This window comes from Arthrobacter arabinosi, from assembly GCF_054511115.1.
The window spans coordinates 198,186-216,802 of record NZ_JBTNDF010000002.1; the positions used below are offsets into that span (position 1 = coordinate 198,186).

At 71.1% G+C, this 18,617-nt stretch carries 16 protein-coding genes; 5 read left to right on the forward strand and 11 right to left on the reverse strand.

All coding sequences use genetic code 11. From position 1 onward, the window contains the following. Positions 1-55 precede the first annotated feature (55 nt). From ACX80P_RS05175 to ACX80P_RS05185, 3 genes are read right to left on the reverse strand one after another with little or no spacing between them, the layout of a single operon-like run. Entirely contained in the window at positions 56-1,090 is a 1,035-nt protein-coding gene (locus ACX80P_RS05175; protein WP_459276982.1) for an NAD(P)-dependent alcohol dehydrogenase, read from the reverse strand. Continuing rightward, positions 1,087-1,932, reverse strand: coding sequence for a metal-sulfur cluster biosynthetic enzyme (locus tag ACX80P_RS05180; RefSeq protein ID WP_459276983.1), 846 nt, complete (start codon positions 1,930-1,932; stop codon positions 1,087-1,089). Before ACX80P_RS05180 ends, ACX80P_RS05175 begins: the two co-directional genes overlap by 4 nt. After that, positions 1,929-2,975, reverse strand: a complete 1,047-nt coding sequence (locus tag ACX80P_RS05185; protein WP_459276984.1) for an amidohydrolase family protein — start codon at positions 2,973-2,975, stop codon at positions 1,929-1,931. The genes ACX80P_RS05180 and ACX80P_RS05185 overlap by 4 nt, the downstream gene beginning before the upstream one ends. Positions 2,976-3,134: 159 nt before the next feature. Here ACX80P_RS05185 and ACX80P_RS05190 point away from each other — a divergent pair, with 159 nt between their 5' ends. Then, positions 3,135-4,640, forward strand: a complete 1,506-nt coding sequence (locus tag ACX80P_RS05190) for an AAA-type ATPase lid domain-containing protein (RefSeq protein ID WP_459276985.1) — start codon at positions 3,135-3,137, stop codon at positions 4,638-4,640. Between the two features lie 94 nt (positions 4,641-4,734). On the opposite strand, the gene ACX80P_RS05195 is transcribed toward ACX80P_RS05190, so the two are convergent. The 7 genes from ACX80P_RS05195 to ACX80P_RS05225 form a co-directional block, all read right to left on the reverse strand. Continuing rightward, positions 4,735-5,202: a DUF2087 domain-containing protein gene (locus ACX80P_RS05195; protein WP_459276986.1), complete on the reverse strand. Its 468-nt coding sequence runs from the start codon at positions 5,200-5,202 to the stop codon at positions 4,735-4,737. After that, entirely contained in the window at positions 5,199-7,523 is a 2,325-nt protein-coding gene (ligA, locus tag ACX80P_RS05200; protein ID WP_459276987.1) for an NAD-dependent DNA ligase LigA, read from the reverse strand. Before ligA ends, ACX80P_RS05195 begins: the two co-directional genes overlap by 4 nt. 67 nt (positions 7,524-7,590) lie before the next feature. Continuing rightward, positions 7,591-8,508 carry a PP2C family protein-serine/threonine phosphatase gene (locus tag ACX80P_RS05205; RefSeq protein WP_459276988.1) on the reverse strand — a complete coding sequence of 306 codons (918 nt, stop codon included), beginning with the start codon at positions 8,506-8,508 and terminating at the stop codon, positions 7,591-7,593. 163 nt (positions 8,509-8,671) lie between these two features. Next, entirely contained in the window at positions 8,672-9,763 is a 1,092-nt protein-coding gene (locus tag ACX80P_RS05210) for an adenylate/guanylate cyclase domain-containing protein (protein ID WP_459277499.1), read from the reverse strand. Between the two features lie 95 nt (positions 9,764-9,858). Next, positions 9,859-10,455, reverse strand: coding sequence for a PH domain-containing protein (locus ACX80P_RS05215; RefSeq protein WP_459276989.1), 597 nt, complete (start codon positions 10,453-10,455; stop codon positions 9,859-9,861). Positions 10,456-10,458: 3 nt separating this feature from the next. Beyond that, on the reverse strand, positions 10,459-11,340 hold the full coding sequence (locus ACX80P_RS05220) for a biotin--[acetyl-CoA-carboxylase] ligase (RefSeq protein ID WP_459276990.1): 882 nt from the start codon (positions 11,338-11,340) through the stop codon (positions 10,459-10,461). 41 nt (positions 11,341-11,381) lie between these two features. Further along, positions 11,382-12,242: an SDR family oxidoreductase gene (locus ACX80P_RS05225; RefSeq protein ID WP_459276991.1), complete on the reverse strand. Its 861-nt coding sequence runs from the start codon at positions 12,240-12,242 to the stop codon at positions 11,382-11,384. Between the two features lie 251 nt (positions 12,243-12,493). Between ACX80P_RS05225 and ACX80P_RS05230 the strand changes: the two genes are divergently transcribed. Beyond that, on the forward strand, positions 12,494-14,077 hold the full coding sequence (locus ACX80P_RS05230; protein ID WP_459277500.1) for an acyl-CoA carboxylase subunit beta: 1,584 nt from the start codon (positions 12,494-12,496) through the stop codon (positions 14,075-14,077). Then, complete coding sequence (locus tag ACX80P_RS05235; protein WP_459276992.1) at positions 14,074-14,310, forward strand: acyl-CoA carboxylase subunit epsilon; 237 nt, start codon at positions 14,074-14,076, stop codon at positions 14,308-14,310. The genes ACX80P_RS05230 and ACX80P_RS05235 overlap by 4 nt, the downstream gene beginning before the upstream one ends. 27 nt (positions 14,311-14,337) lie before the next feature. On the opposite strand, the gene ACX80P_RS05240 is transcribed toward ACX80P_RS05235, so the two are convergent. Continuing rightward, positions 14,338-15,507: a serpin family protein gene (locus ACX80P_RS05240; RefSeq protein ID WP_459276993.1), complete on the reverse strand. Its 1,170-nt coding sequence runs from the start codon at positions 15,505-15,507 to the stop codon at positions 14,338-14,340. A gap of 134 nt (positions 15,508-15,641) precedes the next feature. On the opposite strand from ACX80P_RS05240, the gene ACX80P_RS05245 reads away from it, so the two are divergent. Together ACX80P_RS05245 and ACX80P_RS05250 are read left to right on the forward strand one after the other, a co-directional pair. Beyond that, positions 15,642-17,771, forward strand: coding sequence for a heavy metal translocating P-type ATPase (locus tag ACX80P_RS05245; RefSeq protein WP_459276994.1), 2,130 nt, complete (start codon positions 15,642-15,644; stop codon positions 17,769-17,771). 165 nt (positions 17,772-17,936) lie between these two features. Next, entirely contained in the window at positions 17,937-18,509 is a 573-nt protein-coding gene (locus tag ACX80P_RS05250) for a hypothetical protein (RefSeq protein ID WP_459276995.1), read from the forward strand. Positions 18,510-18,617 lie beyond the last annotated feature (108 nt).

The window sequence follows — 18,617 nt, forward strand, 5'->3', positions numbered from 1 at the left end:
ACCTCCTGGATTGCGTGGTGCGGGCTGGTTTCCTCGGGACGAAGCGGCAGTTCTGTCAGGGCACGAGGATGGCCCTGCCTCTCACCCGACCGCCGTCCAGGTCGCTGATGGCTTGCTGGAAGTCCTCCAGTGCGTACTTCTGGGTGTGGAGGGTGACGGCGCCGCGGGCGGCCAGGGCCATGAGGTCCTGCAGGTCGTTGTAGGAGCCGACGAGGTTGCCGATGATGTTGATCTCGGTGGAGATGATGTCGATGGTCGGGACGTCGATGTTCTCGCCGTACCCCACGACGTAGTAGTCCCCGGCCCGCCGCAGCATCGCGATGCCCTGCGCGGTGGCGCCGCCTTCGCCGACGAAGTCGATCAGGGACTCGGCGCCGTTCCCGCCGGTGAGTGCCAGGACCTTCTCCACCTGGCTGCCGTCGGCCAGGACTGCCTCGTGAGCCCCGATCCCCCGGGCGAGGTCGAGGGCCGCGGCGTTGCGGTCGACGACGACGATGCGCGCCGGCGTGAGCGCCCTCAGCACCTGGATGCCGATGTGTCCGAGACCGCCGGCACCGATCACCACGCAGGTGTCCCGTGGCGTGAGCCGTTTCGCGGCCTTCGCTGCCGCGTGGTAGGCGGTGAGACCGGCGTCGGCGAGCGCCGCGACGTCGGCCGGCTCGAGGGAGTCGTCGATCCGGACGACCGACCGGGCCGAGGTGAGGAGGTACTCGGCGTAGCCGCCGTCGGTGTCGATCCCCGGGAACTGGTTCACCTCGCAGTGCACGTCGTCCCCGGACCGGCAGGCGCGGCACAGTCCGCACGTGACGAGGGGATGCAGGATCACCTTGTCGCCGACGCCGACGTTCGTCACGGCGCTCCCGACGGCGTGTACCCAGCCCGCGTTCTCGTGCCCGATGGTGTACGGCAGGTGGACCTGGGACTTCTCCGCCCACTGGCCCTCGAGGATGTGCAGGTCGGTGCGGCAGACGCCCGCCCCGCCGATCCTGACGATGACGTCGAACGGGCCGGTGACCACCGGCATGGGCACCTCGGCCATCTTCAGCGCCTGGTGGTAGCCGACGACCTGGACTGCTCGCATGGTGCTCATGGGGACTCCTTGACGGTGAAGGGAAGTGGTGTGCGGCGGTCGGCGGCCTCTGCGCCCTCGGGCCGGAACGCCTGGTCAGCGCCGGATCCTTCGTAGCGTGTGCGCAGGAGCCCGCGGCAGAAGTGCGCGTTCCCGTCGATGGAGATGCGGGTGGACCGGGCGCGGCGCAGGGCGAGAGGGACCGCCTCGGCGGGATACGGGCGGCCGTCGTCGTCGACCATGACGAGCGCCCCTGCGTTCTCCGACAACCCGAGTGCAGTCCGCCGTCGGAGCAGGGCATCCTTCTCGCGGCCCGCCGGGAGGTCCTGGAGGCGTACGCGGCCGAGCTCCTCCATCGGCAGGTCGCGGTCCGCGCGCAGCAGGCCGGTGAGGCAGCGTTCCATGGCGGCCGTGTGGGCCTTGCGGCGGAATGTCCACCGCAGGTCCTCGAGGCTGTCCTCGGCCTCGTGGAGGAACGTGCCGCGGTACCCGGCGTCCGCCGCGAGCCCCCTGTTGATGAGGTCCGAGTCGTGGTGGTCGTCCAGTTCCACGACGACGGCGGCCACACCGGGGAGGGCCGAGACGGCGTCCTTGCTGTCGGACGCCATGAGGTAGGCGAAGTTCGGCGAGCAGAAGGAGGTGGGCAGGCGCAGGTGCACCAGGACCGTGGCGTCCGGATGCACCTCACTTTCGGTGTCCGTCCTCACTTCCGTCCCGACGTCCACCCGGACGGAGCGCACGAACCCGAGTTCGGTGATCGGCTCGTCCAGCTCCGGGTCGAAGACCGCGCCCAGGCTCCGGCGGACGTCCTCCTCCGTGATCCCGTGCACGCTGCCCACCGGTTCGGCGTGCGCAGTGGTCATTGTGCGCTCGCGAGATCGGCCCGTTCCGGCTGCCGGGGCCCCGTCGCGGTCTCCTCGGCGTCGGGGAGCCGGAGCTCTGCCGGGACCGGGAGGTCGTACATCTTCGCGGCGTTGAGCCCGAGGATCTTCTTCTTCTGCGCGGTGGTGAGCTGCGCGTACTCGGTCATGTCCTCCGGGATCTGGAAGTCCACGAACTGCTCGACGAGCCAGCGCGGCGTCCACAGCGCGTAGTCGCTGGAGAACTGGATGCGGTCCTCCCCGATCCAGTAGATGAGTTCACCGATGATCTGGGCGAAGTACCGCGGACGCGTGTGCATGAAGGGCATCGCGACGGCCAGGCCCCCGTGGACGTTGGGTTCCTGTGTGGCGATCCAGCAGAAGTCCTCCAGCCGGGGCAGCCCTACGTGTTCCACGACGAAAGTGAGATCGGTGAAGTCGGAGGCCGCGTGGTCGATGTCGGACACGTCGAAGGCGTCCCGGTCGAGGGGCCGGATGGTGGGGCCCTTGTGGACGTGGATGTTCCTGATCCCGAGCGCGCGGCACTCCTCGAAGTACCGGGAGGCCCACGGGTCGGACAGCTTGTAGCCGCGCGAGTCCCCGTGCCACTCCGCCGTGTACAGCTTCACGCCCTTGAAGCCCATCCTCTCGTGGTCGGCACGCAGCTGGTCCAGGCCTGCCTCGCCGTTGCGAGGGTCGAAGCAGTGGTTGTAGGTGAGCTTGTCCGGGTGGGCCGCGGCCAGACCGTAGGCCTCCTCGGTCTGCCCGAATCCCCGGTGGTAGAACTCGCCGAGGTACGCGGGCTGGAAGATCGCGTGGTCGACATACCCGTCAGTGAAGAGGTCCTTCATCAGGCGTTCGCCGCCCTGGTAGAGATAGTCCTCGTAGGTCCAGGTCTCCGCCTCCGGCGAGAGGTTGCGGTGGTAGTCGTAGAAGCAGTCGATGAACTGCTTGCCGTGGATGTTGCGCTGGTTCTCGGGACGGGCGTCCCAGAGGGCGATGTGCGCGTCGACAATGAAGTAGTCCTCGCCGTCCTTGCTGTACATGTCCGATCTCCTCCTGGCGACCGCCGTAGTCGCGACAGGACCGACGTTAGGTGCGAAAATGGCTTCCACCGCGCGGGAGGTGTCTCATCTTGAGACGATCGACCTTTGATGGGTGGCACGCGGATCAGCAGCCTCGACCATCGAACGAGGAGGGCGGCAATGGTGCCGAACCAGGAGGACGAACTCTTTCCGCCGGGAAGGGCCACCGGCACCGGACGACTGCTCGTCACGGGCAGACGCCTGGCCGCCTCGTGGCAGCGCAGCGAGGAGTACGGGGTGTCTGCGGACGAGGTGGACCCGAGGTGGGCCGGCTCCGGCCCGACCGACTCCCTGTTCTTCCAGTGCGGGCAGGAAGTACTGACGGCCCTGCGCGGCACGGTGGCGGACGAGCCCCTGAGCCTCATGCTCACCGACGCCGACGGCCTGCTTCTCCAGCGGCTGAGCGGGAGCTCCACCCTCCTGCAGGCACTCGACAGGGTGCACCTGGCCCCCGGGTTCACCTATTCGGAGCGCGACGCCGGGACGAACGGGATGGGACTGGCGCTGGCGGACCGGGCTCCGGCCCTGGTCCGCGCGGAGGAGCATTACAGCGCGAGCCTGCGCACCTACACGTGTGCCGCGGCACCCGTCTTCGACCCCGTCAGCGGACACCTCGAGGGCAGCGTCAACATCACCACATGGTCCGATGCGTCCCCCGCGCTGCTCCTGGCATTCGCGCAGTCGGCGGCCGGGAACACGGCGGCGCTGATGCTCGCACGGGTCCGCGGACGGCGGACGAATCCGGGCCCGAAGGGCGGCGTCTTCCGGATGCCGCGCGGCGGGCTCGAGCCTGCCGCCGGGACCCTGCGCGCCCTGTCCTCGTCCTGGACGGGCGCGCTCGACCGGGCGACCCAGGCGCTGTCGGCCGGCCGCGTCGTCGCAGCCGTCGGGGAGCACGGTGCGGGGCGGGCGATGCTCCTGGCCCAGGCGTTCCGGGCCGCACGGCCGAGCGCACGCATCCTGTGCGCCGCCGCACCTGCACCGCACGACGTCGAAGCCTGGCTGTCGCTGTGGACCCCCGAACTGGCCAAGGCGGACACGGTGGTGATCGTCGAGAACATCGATCTCCTGCCCGCCTGGGCCGCCCAGGAGCTGCAGGGGCACGCCGTCCGGGCGCTGCGGGCGCTCCAGCCCTCGGGGACGGGGACCGCACCGACCCTCGCGTGGGCCGTCACGGCCGCCGACCTCGACGCGATCCCCCGTCCCCTGGCCGGCGCGGTCGACACCGTGGTTGCCGTCCCGCCGCTGCGGGACCGAGGCGACGACGTCCTCCAGCTGGCCCGGTACGCCGCCCGCCGGGCCCGGCTGCGCGACATCGACTTCACGGCCGCCGCCGAGCGGGCACTCCTGGCGCACGACTGGCCCGACAACGTCGACGAGCTCTTCACGGTGGTCCACGACGCGGCCGTCCGCGCAGAGCGGATCGACCTCCACCATCTACCCGCCTACATCCTCGGCAGGCACAGATCGCAGCTGAGCCGCCTCGAGGCGGTCGAGCGCGACGAGATCGTCCGGTGCCTGGCGCAACCGGGAGCGACGGTCACCGCGGCGGCCGCCGAACTCGGCATCAGCCGCGCCACGATCTACCGCCGGATCGCGCGGCTCGGGATCGCGCTCCCCCGGTGATCTTCCCGTCGTTCGCGACGCCCGCGTGACATCCGGTCGACGGGGGCGCGGGTCTGCCCACCCCGCAGCCCCGACCGGGTAGCCCCGGTGGCCCTCAGGACTCCCCGGGCACCCGCCGGTAGCCGGTCCCGTCGGGCCGGCGCTCCAGGAAGCCGTGATCGACGAGCGCCCGGCGCAGGGTCGGGATGTCACGCGTGACGGTCGCGAGCAGCCTGTTGACCTCGGGTTCACCCAGCGCCTCGTCGGTCGGAAGAAGGCGCTCGGCGAGGTGTTCCAACAGAACCTTGCGGTCCTGCCCCGTGCGCGGCAGGCCGTCGATCCTCCCCTCCCGGAAGAACCGGTCCACCCCCTTCGGGGTGGCGGGTGCCGCGACGGCGAGCACCTCCTTGAACAGCTGTCCGTCCACCCTGCCGTCCGGCGTGAGGAGGCCGGCGTCGATCAGGCGTTGCACCTCCTTCGGTGCGGCGTCGAGTGGTTGCCCGAGCACGGCGCGCGCATACAGTTCGCGGGAACGGCCGCCGGCCAGTGTGGAGAGGACCTTCTGCCAGGACGGCGCGGTCACGCCCGCCCCTCGGGATCCGTGCCGGCCCCGGCCTCCAGCTCCTCGGCGACCTCGGTGTCCTCGCTCTCCTCACCGTCGCCCGAGCCGTCCTCCCCTCCACCGTTCGCGTTGTCGTCGGACCCGGCACCGGCCGGCCCGTTCTCGAGGAGGGCGATGAAGCCCTCCTCGTCGAGGACGGGGATCCCGAGCGTCTCGGCCTTCTCCAGCTTGGTGCCCGCGTTCTCCCCGGCCACCACGAAGCTCGTGTTCTTCGACACCGAGCCGGCCGCCTTGCCGCCGCGCGTGATGATCGCCTCCTTCGCCTCGTCGCGGTTGTACCGCTCGAGCGAGCCGGTGACGACGACGGTGAGTCCCTCGAGGGTGCGCGGCGTGCTCTCGTCGACGTCGTCCTCCATGCGCACCCCGGCAGCCGCCCACCGGTCCACGATCTCGCGGTGCCAGTCCTCGGCGAACCACTCGGTGAGCGCGGCGGCGATGGTCGGGCCGACGCCGTCGACGTTCGCGAGCTCCTCCTCGCTCGCGGCGCGAATCCTCGCCATGGAGCCGAAAGCGGTGGCGAGGGCGCGCGACGCGGTCGGACCGACGTGCCGGATGGACAGGGCCACGAGCACGCGCCACAGCGGCTGCGTCTTCGCCTTCTCCAGTTCGGTGAAGAGCTTGCGGGTGGTGGCGCTCGGCTCCGAGGGCTTCTTCGCGGTGCCCTTGGAGTAGAAGTAGGGCACGAGTTCGCGTCCGGTGACCACACCCTTGACCTTCTTGTCCCGCTCGATCCTCACGTCGGCGAGCTTCTCCGGGGTCAGGTCGAAGATGTCGGCCTCGGTGGTGATGGGCGGCACCTCGGGCTCGGACGGTTGGGTCAGGGCGATCGCCGCCTCCCAGCCGAGCGCTTCGATGTCGAAGGCGCCGCGGCCCGCGAGGTGGAACACCCGCTCGCGCAGCTGCGAGGGGCAGGACCGCGCGTTGGGGCAGCGGATGTCGACATCGCCCTCCTTCGCCGGCTGCAGCGGGGTGCCGCAGGACGGGCACTCGGTCGGCATGACGAACTCGCGGACCGGTGGGTCCTGCTTGTCGCGCAGCGCCATGACGGGACCCACGATCTCGGGGATCACGTCGCCGGCCTTCCTGAGCACCACGATGTCACCGATCATGACACCCTTGGCCTTCACCACTTCCTGGTTGTGGAGCGTGGCCATGCTCACCGTGGATCCCGCGACCTTGACCGGCTCCATGAGGCCGAACGGCGTCACGCGGCCGGTCCGCCCGACGTTGACGAGGATGTCGAGCAGCTTCGTGTTCACTTCCTCGGGCGGGTACTTGTAGGCCACGGACCACCGCGGGACGCGCGAGGTGTGGCCGAGGGCGCGCTGCAGCGCGAAGCTGTCCACCTTGACCACGATGCCGTCGATCTCGTGCAGCAGGTCGTGGCGGTGGTCTCCGTAGTGCCCGATGAAGTCGAGAACCTCGTCCTGCGTGGCGAGCACCCTGTAGTAGGGCGACGTCGGCAGGCCCCACCCCTTCAGCAGCTCGTAGGTCTCCGACTGGGTCCGGGCCGACAACCCCGTCCGGGCGCCGATGCCGTGCACGTACATGTCCAGGGGCCGCTCCGCCGTCATCGCCGGATCCTTCTGGCGCAGGGAACCGGCCGCCGCGTTCCGGGGGTTGGCGAAGGGCGCCTTGCCGGACGCCACCATGCGCTCGTTGAGCTGGCCGAATTCCTTGGTCGGGAAGAACACCTCGCCGCGGATCTCCACCTCCTCGGGGTGTCCCGTGCCCGCGAGGTGACGGGGGACGGATGCGATGGTGAGGACGTTGTGGGTGATGTCCTCCCCCGTGACTCCGTCGCCGCGCGTGGCGGCCCGCACCAGTTCGCCGTTGCGGTAGAGCAGGTTGACGGCGAGGCCGTCGATCTTGAGCTCCGTCAGCCACTCGATGGTGGACCCGGGGCTGCGCTGCTCGACGCCGGCGCTCGCCCGGTCCAGCCAGGCCTGCAGTTCGTCGAGGGAGAAGACGTCCTCGAGGCTGTACATACGGGCGAGGTGGTCCACGGGCGTGAAGGCGGCCGACACCTCGCCGCCCACCTCCTGGGTCGGCGAGTCGTTCGCGACGAGTTCGGGGTGGAGTGCCTCGAGCTCCTCGAGGCGCCGGAACAGGGCGTCGAACTCGGCGTCGGAGACCGTGGGCGCGGCGTCCTGATAGTACGCGATGCGGTGAGCGCGGACGTCCTGGGCGAGCTGCGCGTACTCCTCGCGGAGCTCGCTGCTGGGCGGCTGACGGTCGGCGGATCCGGCGGTCCGGGCTGCGTCTTCGGTTCCTGTGGTCACTTTCCTTATCTTGCCCTACGCCCCGGACACCGGCCACCGCGCCGACAGGGCTACCCGGCGACCCCTGTCAGCGCTCCGCGTCGGGCCGGTCGAGGGCCCGCTGGTCGCCGTCGGCGGCGAAGCGGCCTCCCGCAGCGGCGCCGGGTCGGCTCCCCTCCCCGTCGGGAGCCGATACGTCGACGACGATCACCGTCACGTTGTCCCGGGCCCCGGAGCGGAGGGCCGCCGCGATGAGCTCGTCGCACGCCTCCTGCGGATCGGCGACGGTGGTGAGGATCGCATGGATGTCCTCGTCGGTCACCTCGCCACTCAGTCCGTCCGAGCAGAGCAGGACGCGGTCGCTGTCCTCCACCGGCAGGAGCCACACGTCCGGGTCGGCGTCGTCCCCGGCGCCGAGGGCTCGGGTCACCACGTGCCGGCGGTGGTGCGTCCGGGCCTCCTCCTCGGTGATGCTCCCGAGATCCACGAGTTCCTGGACCTCGGAGTGGTCCACGGAGATCTGCCCGAAGGTCCCGCCGCTCAACCGGTACGCCCTGGAGTCCCCCACGTTGAAGAACAGCCAGGACGGGGTCCCCGACTCCTCGACGAGCACGACGCCCGTGAGCGTGGTCCCCGCGTGCCCGCCGGCCTCGGTCCGGATCCGCTGGTCGGCATGGTGGACGAGGTCCTCGAGGTCCGCCGCCGTGAGCTGCGGCAGCCTGGTCCCGGGGATGCCGCTGGCTTCCAGGGTGCGGATGCAGACGCTGCTGGCCACCTCGCCGGCTTCGTGCCCGCCCATCCCGTCCGCGACGGCGAAGAGGGGCTCGGCGGCGAGGAAGGAGTCCTCGTTGAGTTCACGGCGCAGCCCGCGGTCGGTGCCGAATCCGTAGGCCAGCCGGACGCCCGGATCTCGGGCCGTCCTCCGGCCCTGCCCGTGCGGGGCGGTGCTCGTGCCGATGGAGGCCGGATCGACGGCGTGGGAGCCGTTCGCCCGCGGCTCACTCATGCGGCGCCCGGGGACGTGAGGAGGGAACCGGCCCGGTCAGGGGCCTGCGCGGCAGGACGGCCGGCGCGTGGAGGCAGGCGTGCTGGTCTGTCATGCTCCCCATTCTGCCCTCTGCCCGGTCCGAGTAGCCGACGCGCCGTCCGGGCACGGCGGACGGAGCGGATCAGTCGAGGACGATTCCCGTGCCGGTCCCGCGTGCGAGGGTCACCGGCTGCACCTCGCCGAAGCCGCGCACCTGCCGTGGCTCGTGCGGCGTGAGCACGAACCTGTCGTTGGCGGTGAGGGTCCCGGCGGTGCCGGAGTCCACGAGGACCTCACCGGGTTCCGCGAGCGCGGTGAGGCGCGCCGCGAGGTTGACCGTCGGCCCGTAGATGTCCCCGAGCCGGGAGAGCACGCGGCCCCAGACGAGGGAGCAGCGTGCGGCGGGAAGGAACTCGTCCTCGGAGAAGGCCTTGGCCAGTGCCAGGGAGATCTCGGCCCCGGCCTCCGGCGATTCGGCGATGTACAGGACCTCGTCGCCGATCGTCTTCACGAGCCGTCCGCCTCCCACGGAGATGATCTCCGCGCTCTTGTTCTCGAACCGCTGGACGAGTTGCGCCAGTGTGCGCTCGTTCATCTGGCGCGACAGGCTCGTGTAGGACACGAGGTCGGCGAACCCGACCGCGCGGGCGAGCGGCAGCGGGGCGTCCTGCTCGTCGCCGTCGCGGCCCGTCTCGCTCGCGGCCAGGCCCGATTCGGCGCGGAGTGCCAGCCGCTGGACGGCGGCGTTCATCTGCCGGCGCCACGCGTAGACCAGCGTCTTCTCGAGCGGCTCGATGAGGTCCGGCAGCTCGGACACGAGGACCTTGCGTGCCTCGGCGTCGGAGAGCCCGCGCTGCGCCACCATCTCCTCGACGATGGCCTCGATCTGCCACACCACCATCCGGTCCGTCATCTGGCCGACGGCCCGCGTGATCGAGATGGCGGCGTCCTCGGTGAGCTGCTCCTGGCGCACCAGGTCGATGATCGTGGTGAGCGCCCCGAGGTCCTTCTCGGTGAACGCGATGTCGTCGTCGCCGATGTTGGGGAAGCCCATGGCACGCCACAGCTTGCGGGCGGACAGCAGGGACACGCCCGCACCCGCGGCGATGTCGCGGCGTTTGAGCGTGCGCTCCGCACCGAGGAGCTCGCGTTCCAGGCGGCGGATCGTCTCGCGGTCGAGTTCGATCGGGGCCGCGCCCGAGCCCGCGGGCTCCGGGCCGCCGCCGGTCGCCATGTCGGACTGCAGCTGCCAGACGGCCTTCGGCGCCGTCGATGCTGCAGCCTCGGGGGCATCGTAGGACTGCCCGGCCTCGCGGCGCTCCTCGACTGTCACGGTTGCTCGTGCCTCCATTCCTGCTGTACCCGGGGCGTCCCGCCGCGGGCGTACTGCGGATCGATCTCCATGTCCACTCCGTCGAACATGCGGGTCAGCGGGAGCTCACCGATCGCCTGCACCACATAGTTCTTGAACGTTGCAATCCGCGGAACGTGCCGGTAGGCGTGCGACCGGTCGAAACCGAGGTCGGCGACGAGCGTCCCGCTGCCCACCATCCGCTGCAGCAGCCCCTGCTCGGTCTGGAGCTGCGAGATCGCCGACAGGTTGATCTGGTGCTCCGTGCGCCGCGTGGTGCCCCTCCGATGGATGAGCCGCATGCTCGTGAGCACGTACCGGTTCCCCGACCAGCGGACGAGCGGACGCACCGTCACGCGGAGGAGCAGCAGCACCACGACGGCGAGCACCGCCGGCAGGAGCACGGGCTGCCACTCCGTCAGGCCGCGGGGCAGGTCCCGCCGGGCGAGGTAGCCGAGCGCGAAGGCCCCGACGGCGAGGAGGACGAACCCGGCGACCACCGGCCCGGCGAGGTTCAGGGGGTTGGGCCGGGTGCGGACGAGGACGCGCTCCCCGGGCAGCAGTCTGATCCGCACGGGCTACACCTGGGGGCGCACGTGCACCACGTCGCCGGCCGAGATCGTGTGCCGCTCGCCGTCGTCGTCGCGCACGACGAGCCCGCCTCCGGCGTCCAGGGACAGCGCGCGCCCCGCCAGCACGACGCCGCCCGGCAGCTCCGCGCGGACGTCCTGGCCCAGCGTCGCCATCCGGGCGCCGATGCGCGCGAGGAGCGAGGGCCCCGCCCCCCACGGCACGCCGGCGTCTCCGTCTACGTCGCAGAAGGCGCGGTAGTGGTCGGCGAAGGTGCGCAGGAACGACTTCAGCAGGACGTTGCGGTCGGTGGTCCCCGCGTACTCCAGGAGCAGGCTCGTGGCGGTGGGCACGGGGAGCTCGTCGTCGGTGAGGCTCACGTTCAGGCCCACCCCGACGACGACCGCGGGCGGCTCGGCGCCCGCGCCGGGCACGAACTGGGCCAGGACGCCGGCGAGCTTCCGGCCGTCCACCGTGACGTCGTTGGGCCACTTGAGCTGGGGGGAGATCTTCGTGCGCTCCTCGACGCTCTCGGCGAGCGCGAGCGCGGCGAGGAGCGAGAACCAGGAGTAGGCGGTCGTGGGGACGGGCCGTCCGTGCCGGTTGAAGGGACGCAGGAGCACGCTCACGAACAGCGAGGAGCGTTCGGGTGCCGTCCAGCTGCGGTCGAGGCGCCCGCGCCCCGCGGTCTGCGTCTCCGCGGCGAGCACGCTGAGGTCCGGCCAGCCGGCCGCCTCCACCTGGGCGTGCTCCACGAGGTCGGTGTTGGTGGAGCCGGTCGTGGCGACGATGTCGAGCCGCGAGAACGGGCCGGACGGCATGCAGAGGGCTGTCCTCAGGGCGCCGAGGTTCAGGCCGGGGCGCTCGAGATTGGAGTAGGGGGAGGACATGACATCGATCCTATCCGGCCCCGGCCGGCCCGGACCGGGCCTCAGAGGAAGATGTCGGGGACGAGCCGGTCCTCCGGCGCCCCGAGGCTGTACCGGGCCAGGTCGGTGACGCCTTCCTCGCGCAGCACCTGCTCGTCGGTGAAGAAGTTCCCCGTGCAGCCGCGCGAGGCGCGGACCAGGACGGCGTGGGCGGCATCGGCGACGATCTCCGGGCTGCGCGCCGCCTGCACCAGGCGGCTTCCGCCCGGCATGTTCCGGATGGCCGCGGTGTCGATCAGGGTGGCGGGCCAGAGGGAGTTGACGGCCACGCCGTCGTCCTTCAGCTCCTCGGCGAGGCCGAGGGTGGTCAGGCTCATCCCGTACTTCGCCATGGTGTAGGCCAGGTGCAGGCCCGCCCACTTCGGCGCGAGGTTCAGGGGCGGGGAGAGCGTGAGGATGTGCGGGTTCGACGAGCCCCGCAGCGCGTCGAGGGCGAACTTGCTGAGCATGAAGGTGCCGCGGACGTTGATGTCGGCCATGAGGTCGTAGCGCTTCATGTCCACGTCGGGCGTCTTCGACAGGTCGATCGCGGAGGCGTTGTTCACGACGACGTCGATGCCGCCGAACGCCTGGACGGTCTCGTCCACGGCGGAGGCGACGTCGTCGTCGTTCCGGACGTCCCCCACGATCGGCAGCGCCATCCCGCCCGCTGCCTCGATCTGCTCGGCCGCGGTGTACACGGTGCCTTCGAGCTTCGGGTGCGGCTCCCCGGTCTTGGCCATGATGGCCACGTTCGCGCCGTCACGCGCGGCGCGCAGGGCGATGGCCAGTCCGATGCCGCGGCTGCCGCCGGACATCAGGACGGTGCGCCCGGCGAGGGTTGCGGGGGCGGTGGATTCCTGCGCTTCGTTGCGTTCGGTCATGGCTCCACCATAAGCAGCCGCACGCCCCGGACGGCTCCCGACGCACCGATGTTACCCGCCGGTAACATCGACGGCCCGGCTAAGTGATCCCGGCGGAAACTGTAGACGTCCTACAACGGCGGGGCCTGCGATCCTCACTAGACTGGGAGAAACGCGCCGTTCGTTGTCGGAACCCTCCAGTCGCGGCTGGGGGTCCCCCGCGGTGCCCGCCCTCCTTCGACCCGCCGACCGGAGTATTCATGCATCAGGACCTGCAGCCCGACCTCACCACGACGGCCGGGAAGCTCGCCGACTTCCGGAGGCGCAAGGAGCTCTCCGAGCAGCCCTCGGGGCGCGAGGCCATCGAGCGGCAGCACGCCCGCGGCAAGAACACGGCGCGCGAGCGCATCGACCTGCTCGTGGACGAGGGCTCCTTCGTCGAGTTCGACGCCCTCGCCGTCCACCGCTCCACGGCGTTCGGCATGGAGAAGAAGAAACCCCTCGGCGACGGCGTCGTGTCGGGGTACGCGACGGTCGACGGCCGCCTCGTCGCCGTCTACAGCCAGGACTTCACCGTCTACGGCGGCTCGCTGAGCCAGGTGAACGGCGAGAAGATCGTCAAGGTGCAGGAATTCGCGCTGCGCAACGGCTGCCCCGTGATCGGCATCAACGACGGCGGCGGAGCCCGCATCCAGGAGGGCGTGGCGTCCCTGGCGATGTTCGCCGACATCTTCCGCAACAACGTCCACGCATCCGGCGTGGTCCCGCAGATCTCCCTCATCATGGGCCCCTGCGCCGGCGGAGCCGCCTACTCCCCCGCGCTCACCGACTTCGTGGTGATGGTGGACAGGACCTCCCACATGTTCATCACCGGCCCGGACGTCATCAAGACCGTGACGGGTGAGGACGTGGACATGGAGACCCTCGGCGGGGCGCGGCAGCACAACACGACGACGGGCACCTCCGCCTATCTCGCCACCGACGAGGCCGACGCCATCGGATTCGTCCGCGAACTCCTCGATTTCCTGCCCTCGAACAACCTCGCGGAAGCGCCGCTCACGGCGTTCGCCGAGGAGCCCGAGGAGACGGAGGCGGACCTCGCGCTCGACACCCTGATCCCCGACGCCGCGAACCAGCCCTACGACATGCACGCGGTCATCGAGGCCGTCGTGGACGACGCCCACTTCCTCGAGATGCAGGCGCTGTACGCGCCGAACATCATCACCGGGTACGCCCGCGTGGAGGGCCACACCATCGGCATCGTCGCCAACCAGCCCCTGCAGTTCGCCGGGACCCTCGACATCAACGCCTCGGAGAAGGCCGCGCGCTTCGTGCGCCACTGCGACGCCTTCAACATCCCCCTCCTGACCCTCGTGGATGTGCCGGGCTTCCTGCCCGGCAAGGACCAGGAGTTCCAGGGCATCATCCGCCGCGGCGCGAAACTGCTCTACGCGTATGCCGAGGCCACCGTCCCCAAGCTGACCGTCATCACGCGCAAGGCCTACGGCGGCGCGTACATCGTCATGGGCTCCAAGAAGCTCGGCGCGGACCTCAACCTCGCCTGGCCCACCGCCCAGATCGGGGTGATGGGGGCCCAGGGAGCGGTCAACATCCTGTACCGGGGGCAGCTCAAGGCCGTCGCCGACGCCGGCGGGGACGTCGAAACCGCGCGCGCCGACGTCGTCCAGCAGTACGAGGAGGAACTGCTCAACCCGTACCAGGCGGCCGCCCTCGGGTACGTGGACGCCGTCATCGCCCCGTCCGAGACCCGGCTGCAGATCGTGCGCGGGCTCCGCGCCCTACGCGACAAGCGCTCCGCCAACCCGGCCAAGAAGCACGGGAACATCCCGCTGTGAGCGGCTCCGATCGGGACGGCGCGGCCGCCGGGGACGACGACGTGGTGCTGTCCGTGGTGTCCGGCACTCCCACCGACGAGGAGCTCGCGGCGCTCACCGCCGTCGTCGTGGCACTGCAGGGCGGCGGGGACGAGGACGACCGCGCGCGGCACGGGCGTTCCTGGCTGCGGCGGGCGCTGCTGCGCCTGGGCCCGACGCCGGGACCCGGCTCCTGGCGGCGCAGCGTCCGCTGACACCCCTGCCGGTCGGCGGGGTCCCGCTCAGCGCGGATCGGCGACCGTCCCGAGGAAGAGCGGCAGCCCGGTGTCCTCGTGGACGATCTGGTAGCCGAAGGGCCGGTCGACGGAGAGCGCGACGTCGGGCGGGACGGGGGCGCTCGTCATCATGACCAGCTGGGTGACGGCCGCGGCGATGGTCCCCTTCTCGGCGACGGTGACGGTCGCGGACTGGGCGGCCCCCGAGACGTGGAGCCCCGGCTGGATGGCGTCGAGGTCGGCGCCCGGGCCGAAGGTCCGCTCCAGCCCCAGCGCCTGCAGCACGCCGATGAGGTCCTGGGCGTGGTGGTGCTCCCATCTCGGCATGGACAGGTCCACGCGGATCGTCCCCGCTGCCTCGAGCGCGTCCGCGATGTCCAGCAGGTCCTGCTCGTCCCACGCCGGAGACGCGCCCTCGGCGGGCAGGAGGAGCCGCAGGAAGAAACCATCCCCGTAGGGCAGGTCGATGCCCGTCCAGCCGGGTCCCGCGGCATAGCGCGCCCAACGGTAGCCGTGCATGGTCGGGACGATGACCTGCGTGCCGCCGGCCAGGGTGAAGGGGTCCTCGCCCGTCCCGGCCGGATCGAACGCTTCGTCCCAGGCCGCGGCGAAGTACACGGCGTTGAGCAGGGACAGCCCGGTGTCCGGACCGACGACCAGCGGGGCCTTCGCGACGCGGCCTCCGGTCTCCCTCCGTACCCAGTCGTCGATCATCCCGGCGGTGCCGGGATCGGCGACGTCCACCGGGTGGACCCCCGCGCCGTAGGACCGGGCGAGTACCTCGAGGAACCCCGCCCCGATCGCGCCGCCCTCGGGGACGAGGACCGCGTTCGCGAGATGCACGAGGGGCTGGCGCGGCGGGTCCTCCTCGTCGACGGTGACGGGATCACCGTCGAAGTACTGCAGGGTCGCGAGGAGCGCGTTCATCGCCGCGTGGTGCTCGGCGGGGAGACCCAGCACCGCGTCCAGCTCCTCCGCCGTCGTCCCGCCCGCCCCTGCCCGCAGCATCGACAGGGCGTAGAGCGCGCTGACCGGGCTCGTGACCTGGTTGCCGGTCGGGTCCGCGGCGAGTGCTGCCCCCAGCCGGAAGGCCGAGCGCCGGAGGGCGTCCTCCGCCTCCGGATACCGGCCCGGCTCGACGACGATGCGCGCCACCGGCGCCCTGGACAGCTTCATGGGATCCCCCCTCGCGTGATCCCCCCACGGTAGGCGCGGCCCCGGGAAATGGCCATGGCAGTGGGTGCTCCCACCTCTTGACGTATACCCCTGGGGGGTATAGTTTTACGGCCACCGGAGGAGGAGAGGAACCCATGGACAGCAATCGATTCACCGAAGCCCCGCCGACCGCGGGGCACGAGCATCACGGCGTGGACGAGGATCATCGGGTCCGTTCCCACGGCGAGCACGCAGGGCATTCCACGGCGATGTTCAGGAAGCGTTTCTGGATCAGCCTCGCCCTCGCGATCCCCGTCGTGGCGTTCAGCCCCATGTTCGCCATGCTCCTCGGATACATGCCACCCGGGTTCCCCGGTGCGGCGTGGATCCCCCCGATCCTGGGCACGGCGATCTTCGCCTACGGCGGCACGCCGTTCCTGAAGGGCGGGGTGGCGGAACTGAGATCCCGGCGGCCTGGCATGATGCTGCTGATCGCGATGGCGATCAGCGTCGCGTTCGTCGCGTCGTGGAGCACCACGCTGCGCATCGGCGGGTTCGACCTCGACTTCTGGTGGGAACTGGCCCTGCTGATCGTCATCATGCTGCTCGGGCACTGGATGGAGATGCGGGCCCTCGGCTCCGCCGCCGGCGCCCTGGACGCCCTGGCCGCACTGCTTCCGGACGAGGCGGACAGGGTCACGGCGGACGGCGTCGAGACCGTTCCGGTGGGCTCGCTGGTGACCGGGGACGTCGTGCTCGTGCGCTCCGGCGCCCGGGCACCCGCCGACGGCGAGATCGTCGAGGGGGCGGCGGAGTTCGACGAATCGATGATCACCGGGGAGTCCCGCACCGTCTCCCGCGGCGTCGGCGCGACGGTCGTGGCCGGCACCGTGGCGACCGACAACGCGATCCGCATGCAGGTGACCGCCGTCGGCTCGGAGACCACCCTGGCCGGGATCCAGCGCCTCGTCGCCGAAGCGCAGGCGTCCTCCTCGAAGGCCCAGGCCCTGGCGGACCGGGCCGCGGCCCTGCTGTTCCACTTCGCGCTCGGCGCAGGCATCCTGACCTTTCTCGCGTGGCTGCTCCTCGGAAGCCCGGACGACGCCGTGGTCCGCACCGTCACCGTCCTCGTGATCGCCTGCCCCCACGCCCTGGGACTGGCGATCCCCCTGGTCATCGCGATCTCCACCGAGCGTGCAGCGAAGGCCGGGGTGCTGATCAAGGACCGTATGGCCCTCGAACGCATGCGCACGGTCGACGTCGTCCTGTTCGACAAGACCGGCACCCTCACCGAGGGCCGCCCCGCGGTCACGGCGACCACCGCCGTCGACGGCGTCTCCGAGGCCGAGCTGCTGGCCCTGGCCGGGGCCGCTGAAGCGGACAGCGAGCACCCCGTCGCGCGCGCCATCGTCAGCGCCGCACAGGCCGACCCCGCCGCGGCTGCCCTCTCCTCCACGGGAACCGGATTCAGTTCCATGACCGGTCGCGGCGTGCGGGCCACCGTCGGCGGCCGCGAGGTGCTGGTGGGGGGCCCGAATCTCCTCCGGGAACTCGGCCTCGATACTCCGGCGCACATCGGGGACACCGTGCAGGCATGGGTGGACCGCGGCGCATCGGTGCTGCACGTCATCAGCGACGGCGCCGTGATCGGCGCGGTCAGGCTCGAGGACAAGGTCCGCGAGGAATCCCGGGCCGCCGTGCAGGCCCTTCGGTCCCGGGGGGTGAAGGTCGCGATGATCACCGGCGACGCCCGGCAGGTGGCCGACGCCGTCGGAGCGGACCTCGGCATCGACGAGGTGTTCGCCGACGTCCTGCCGAGGGACAAGGATTCCGCGGTCGCCGAACTGCAGGCGCGTGGATACAGGGTCGCGATGGTCGGCGACGGCGTGAACGACGCCCCGGCCCTCGCACGCGCGGAGGTGGGCATCGCGATCGGAGCCGGCACGGACGTCGCCATGGAATCAGCGGGTGTCGTCCTGGCCGGGAACGACCCACGATCGGTGCTGGCGATGATCGACCTGTCCCGCGCGAGCTACCGGAAGATGATCCAGAACCTGGTCTGGGCCACCGGGTACAACGTACTGGCCGTGCCCCTGGCCGCAGGGGTGCTGGCCTTCGCGGGCATCCTCCTCTCCCCCGCGGCAGGCGCCGTCCTGATGAGCGTCTCCACGATCGTCGTCGCCCTGAACGCGCAGCTCCTGCGGCGGATCGACCTCCGCCCGGAGCGGATCACCACCGACCGGACCGGCCCCGGGACAGTGGATACAGAGCCCATCAGGACGTGAGCCCGGGCTCATCGGAGACCGCATGGACGGGCCCGGACGTCGATCGGGTGGCGTCGTGAACAGGACGATCCTGCCGTCTCGTTAGGCTGGTGGGGCAGAACGGACAGAGGACCACCGCTGGGCGCAGGCGTCAGCGACCACGCGGACAGGGAGAGGACGGATACGGTGACCAGGAACCGGGCATCACGTGCCATCCGCTCCCTGCTGTGCGCCGCGGTGCCGGCGATCGTCGCCTTCGTCGGCCTGACGGCCGTCATCGTCGGGATCCTCGCGATGCACGTCGGGATGGGCGGCCACGGGTCCACCTCCCACCACGTCGCCGCCCCTACCCCGGGCACCACCACGGGCATCCTGCCGGGCGCCGGAACAGACATCGCAGCCGGTCACACCGCGGACGCGCACGCGGGCGGCGGGACCGGCCACGTCCACGCCCTGTCGACGGCGATGATGGCTGCCGAGACAGCGGTCGGGCCGACTGCCCTGAACGCCGCGGACACCGCCCCGGCCGCAGCCCCGGAGGGTGGAGTGCCGTTCGGGTGCACCGGGGACTGCGCCGACGGGATGATGCTGGGCATGTGCGCGCTGGCGATGATCGCCGTCGGCATCGCCGGCCTGCTGACCCCCGGGGGCCGCGCCCTCCTGTCCGTTCCGGGCGGTCGGGCTCCCCCTGCACTGGCTCGGATGTCCCGACCTGCGCCTGCCCCTTCACTGACCCAGCTCTGCATCAGCCGGACATAGGATCCGCGGCCCGTTCCGCTCTCCGCGGTGATACGGCCGCATCCCCTGTGCCCTCACCGACGGCACGGACAGCTGATCCCATCCTCTGAGTACTGAAGGACCTGAACA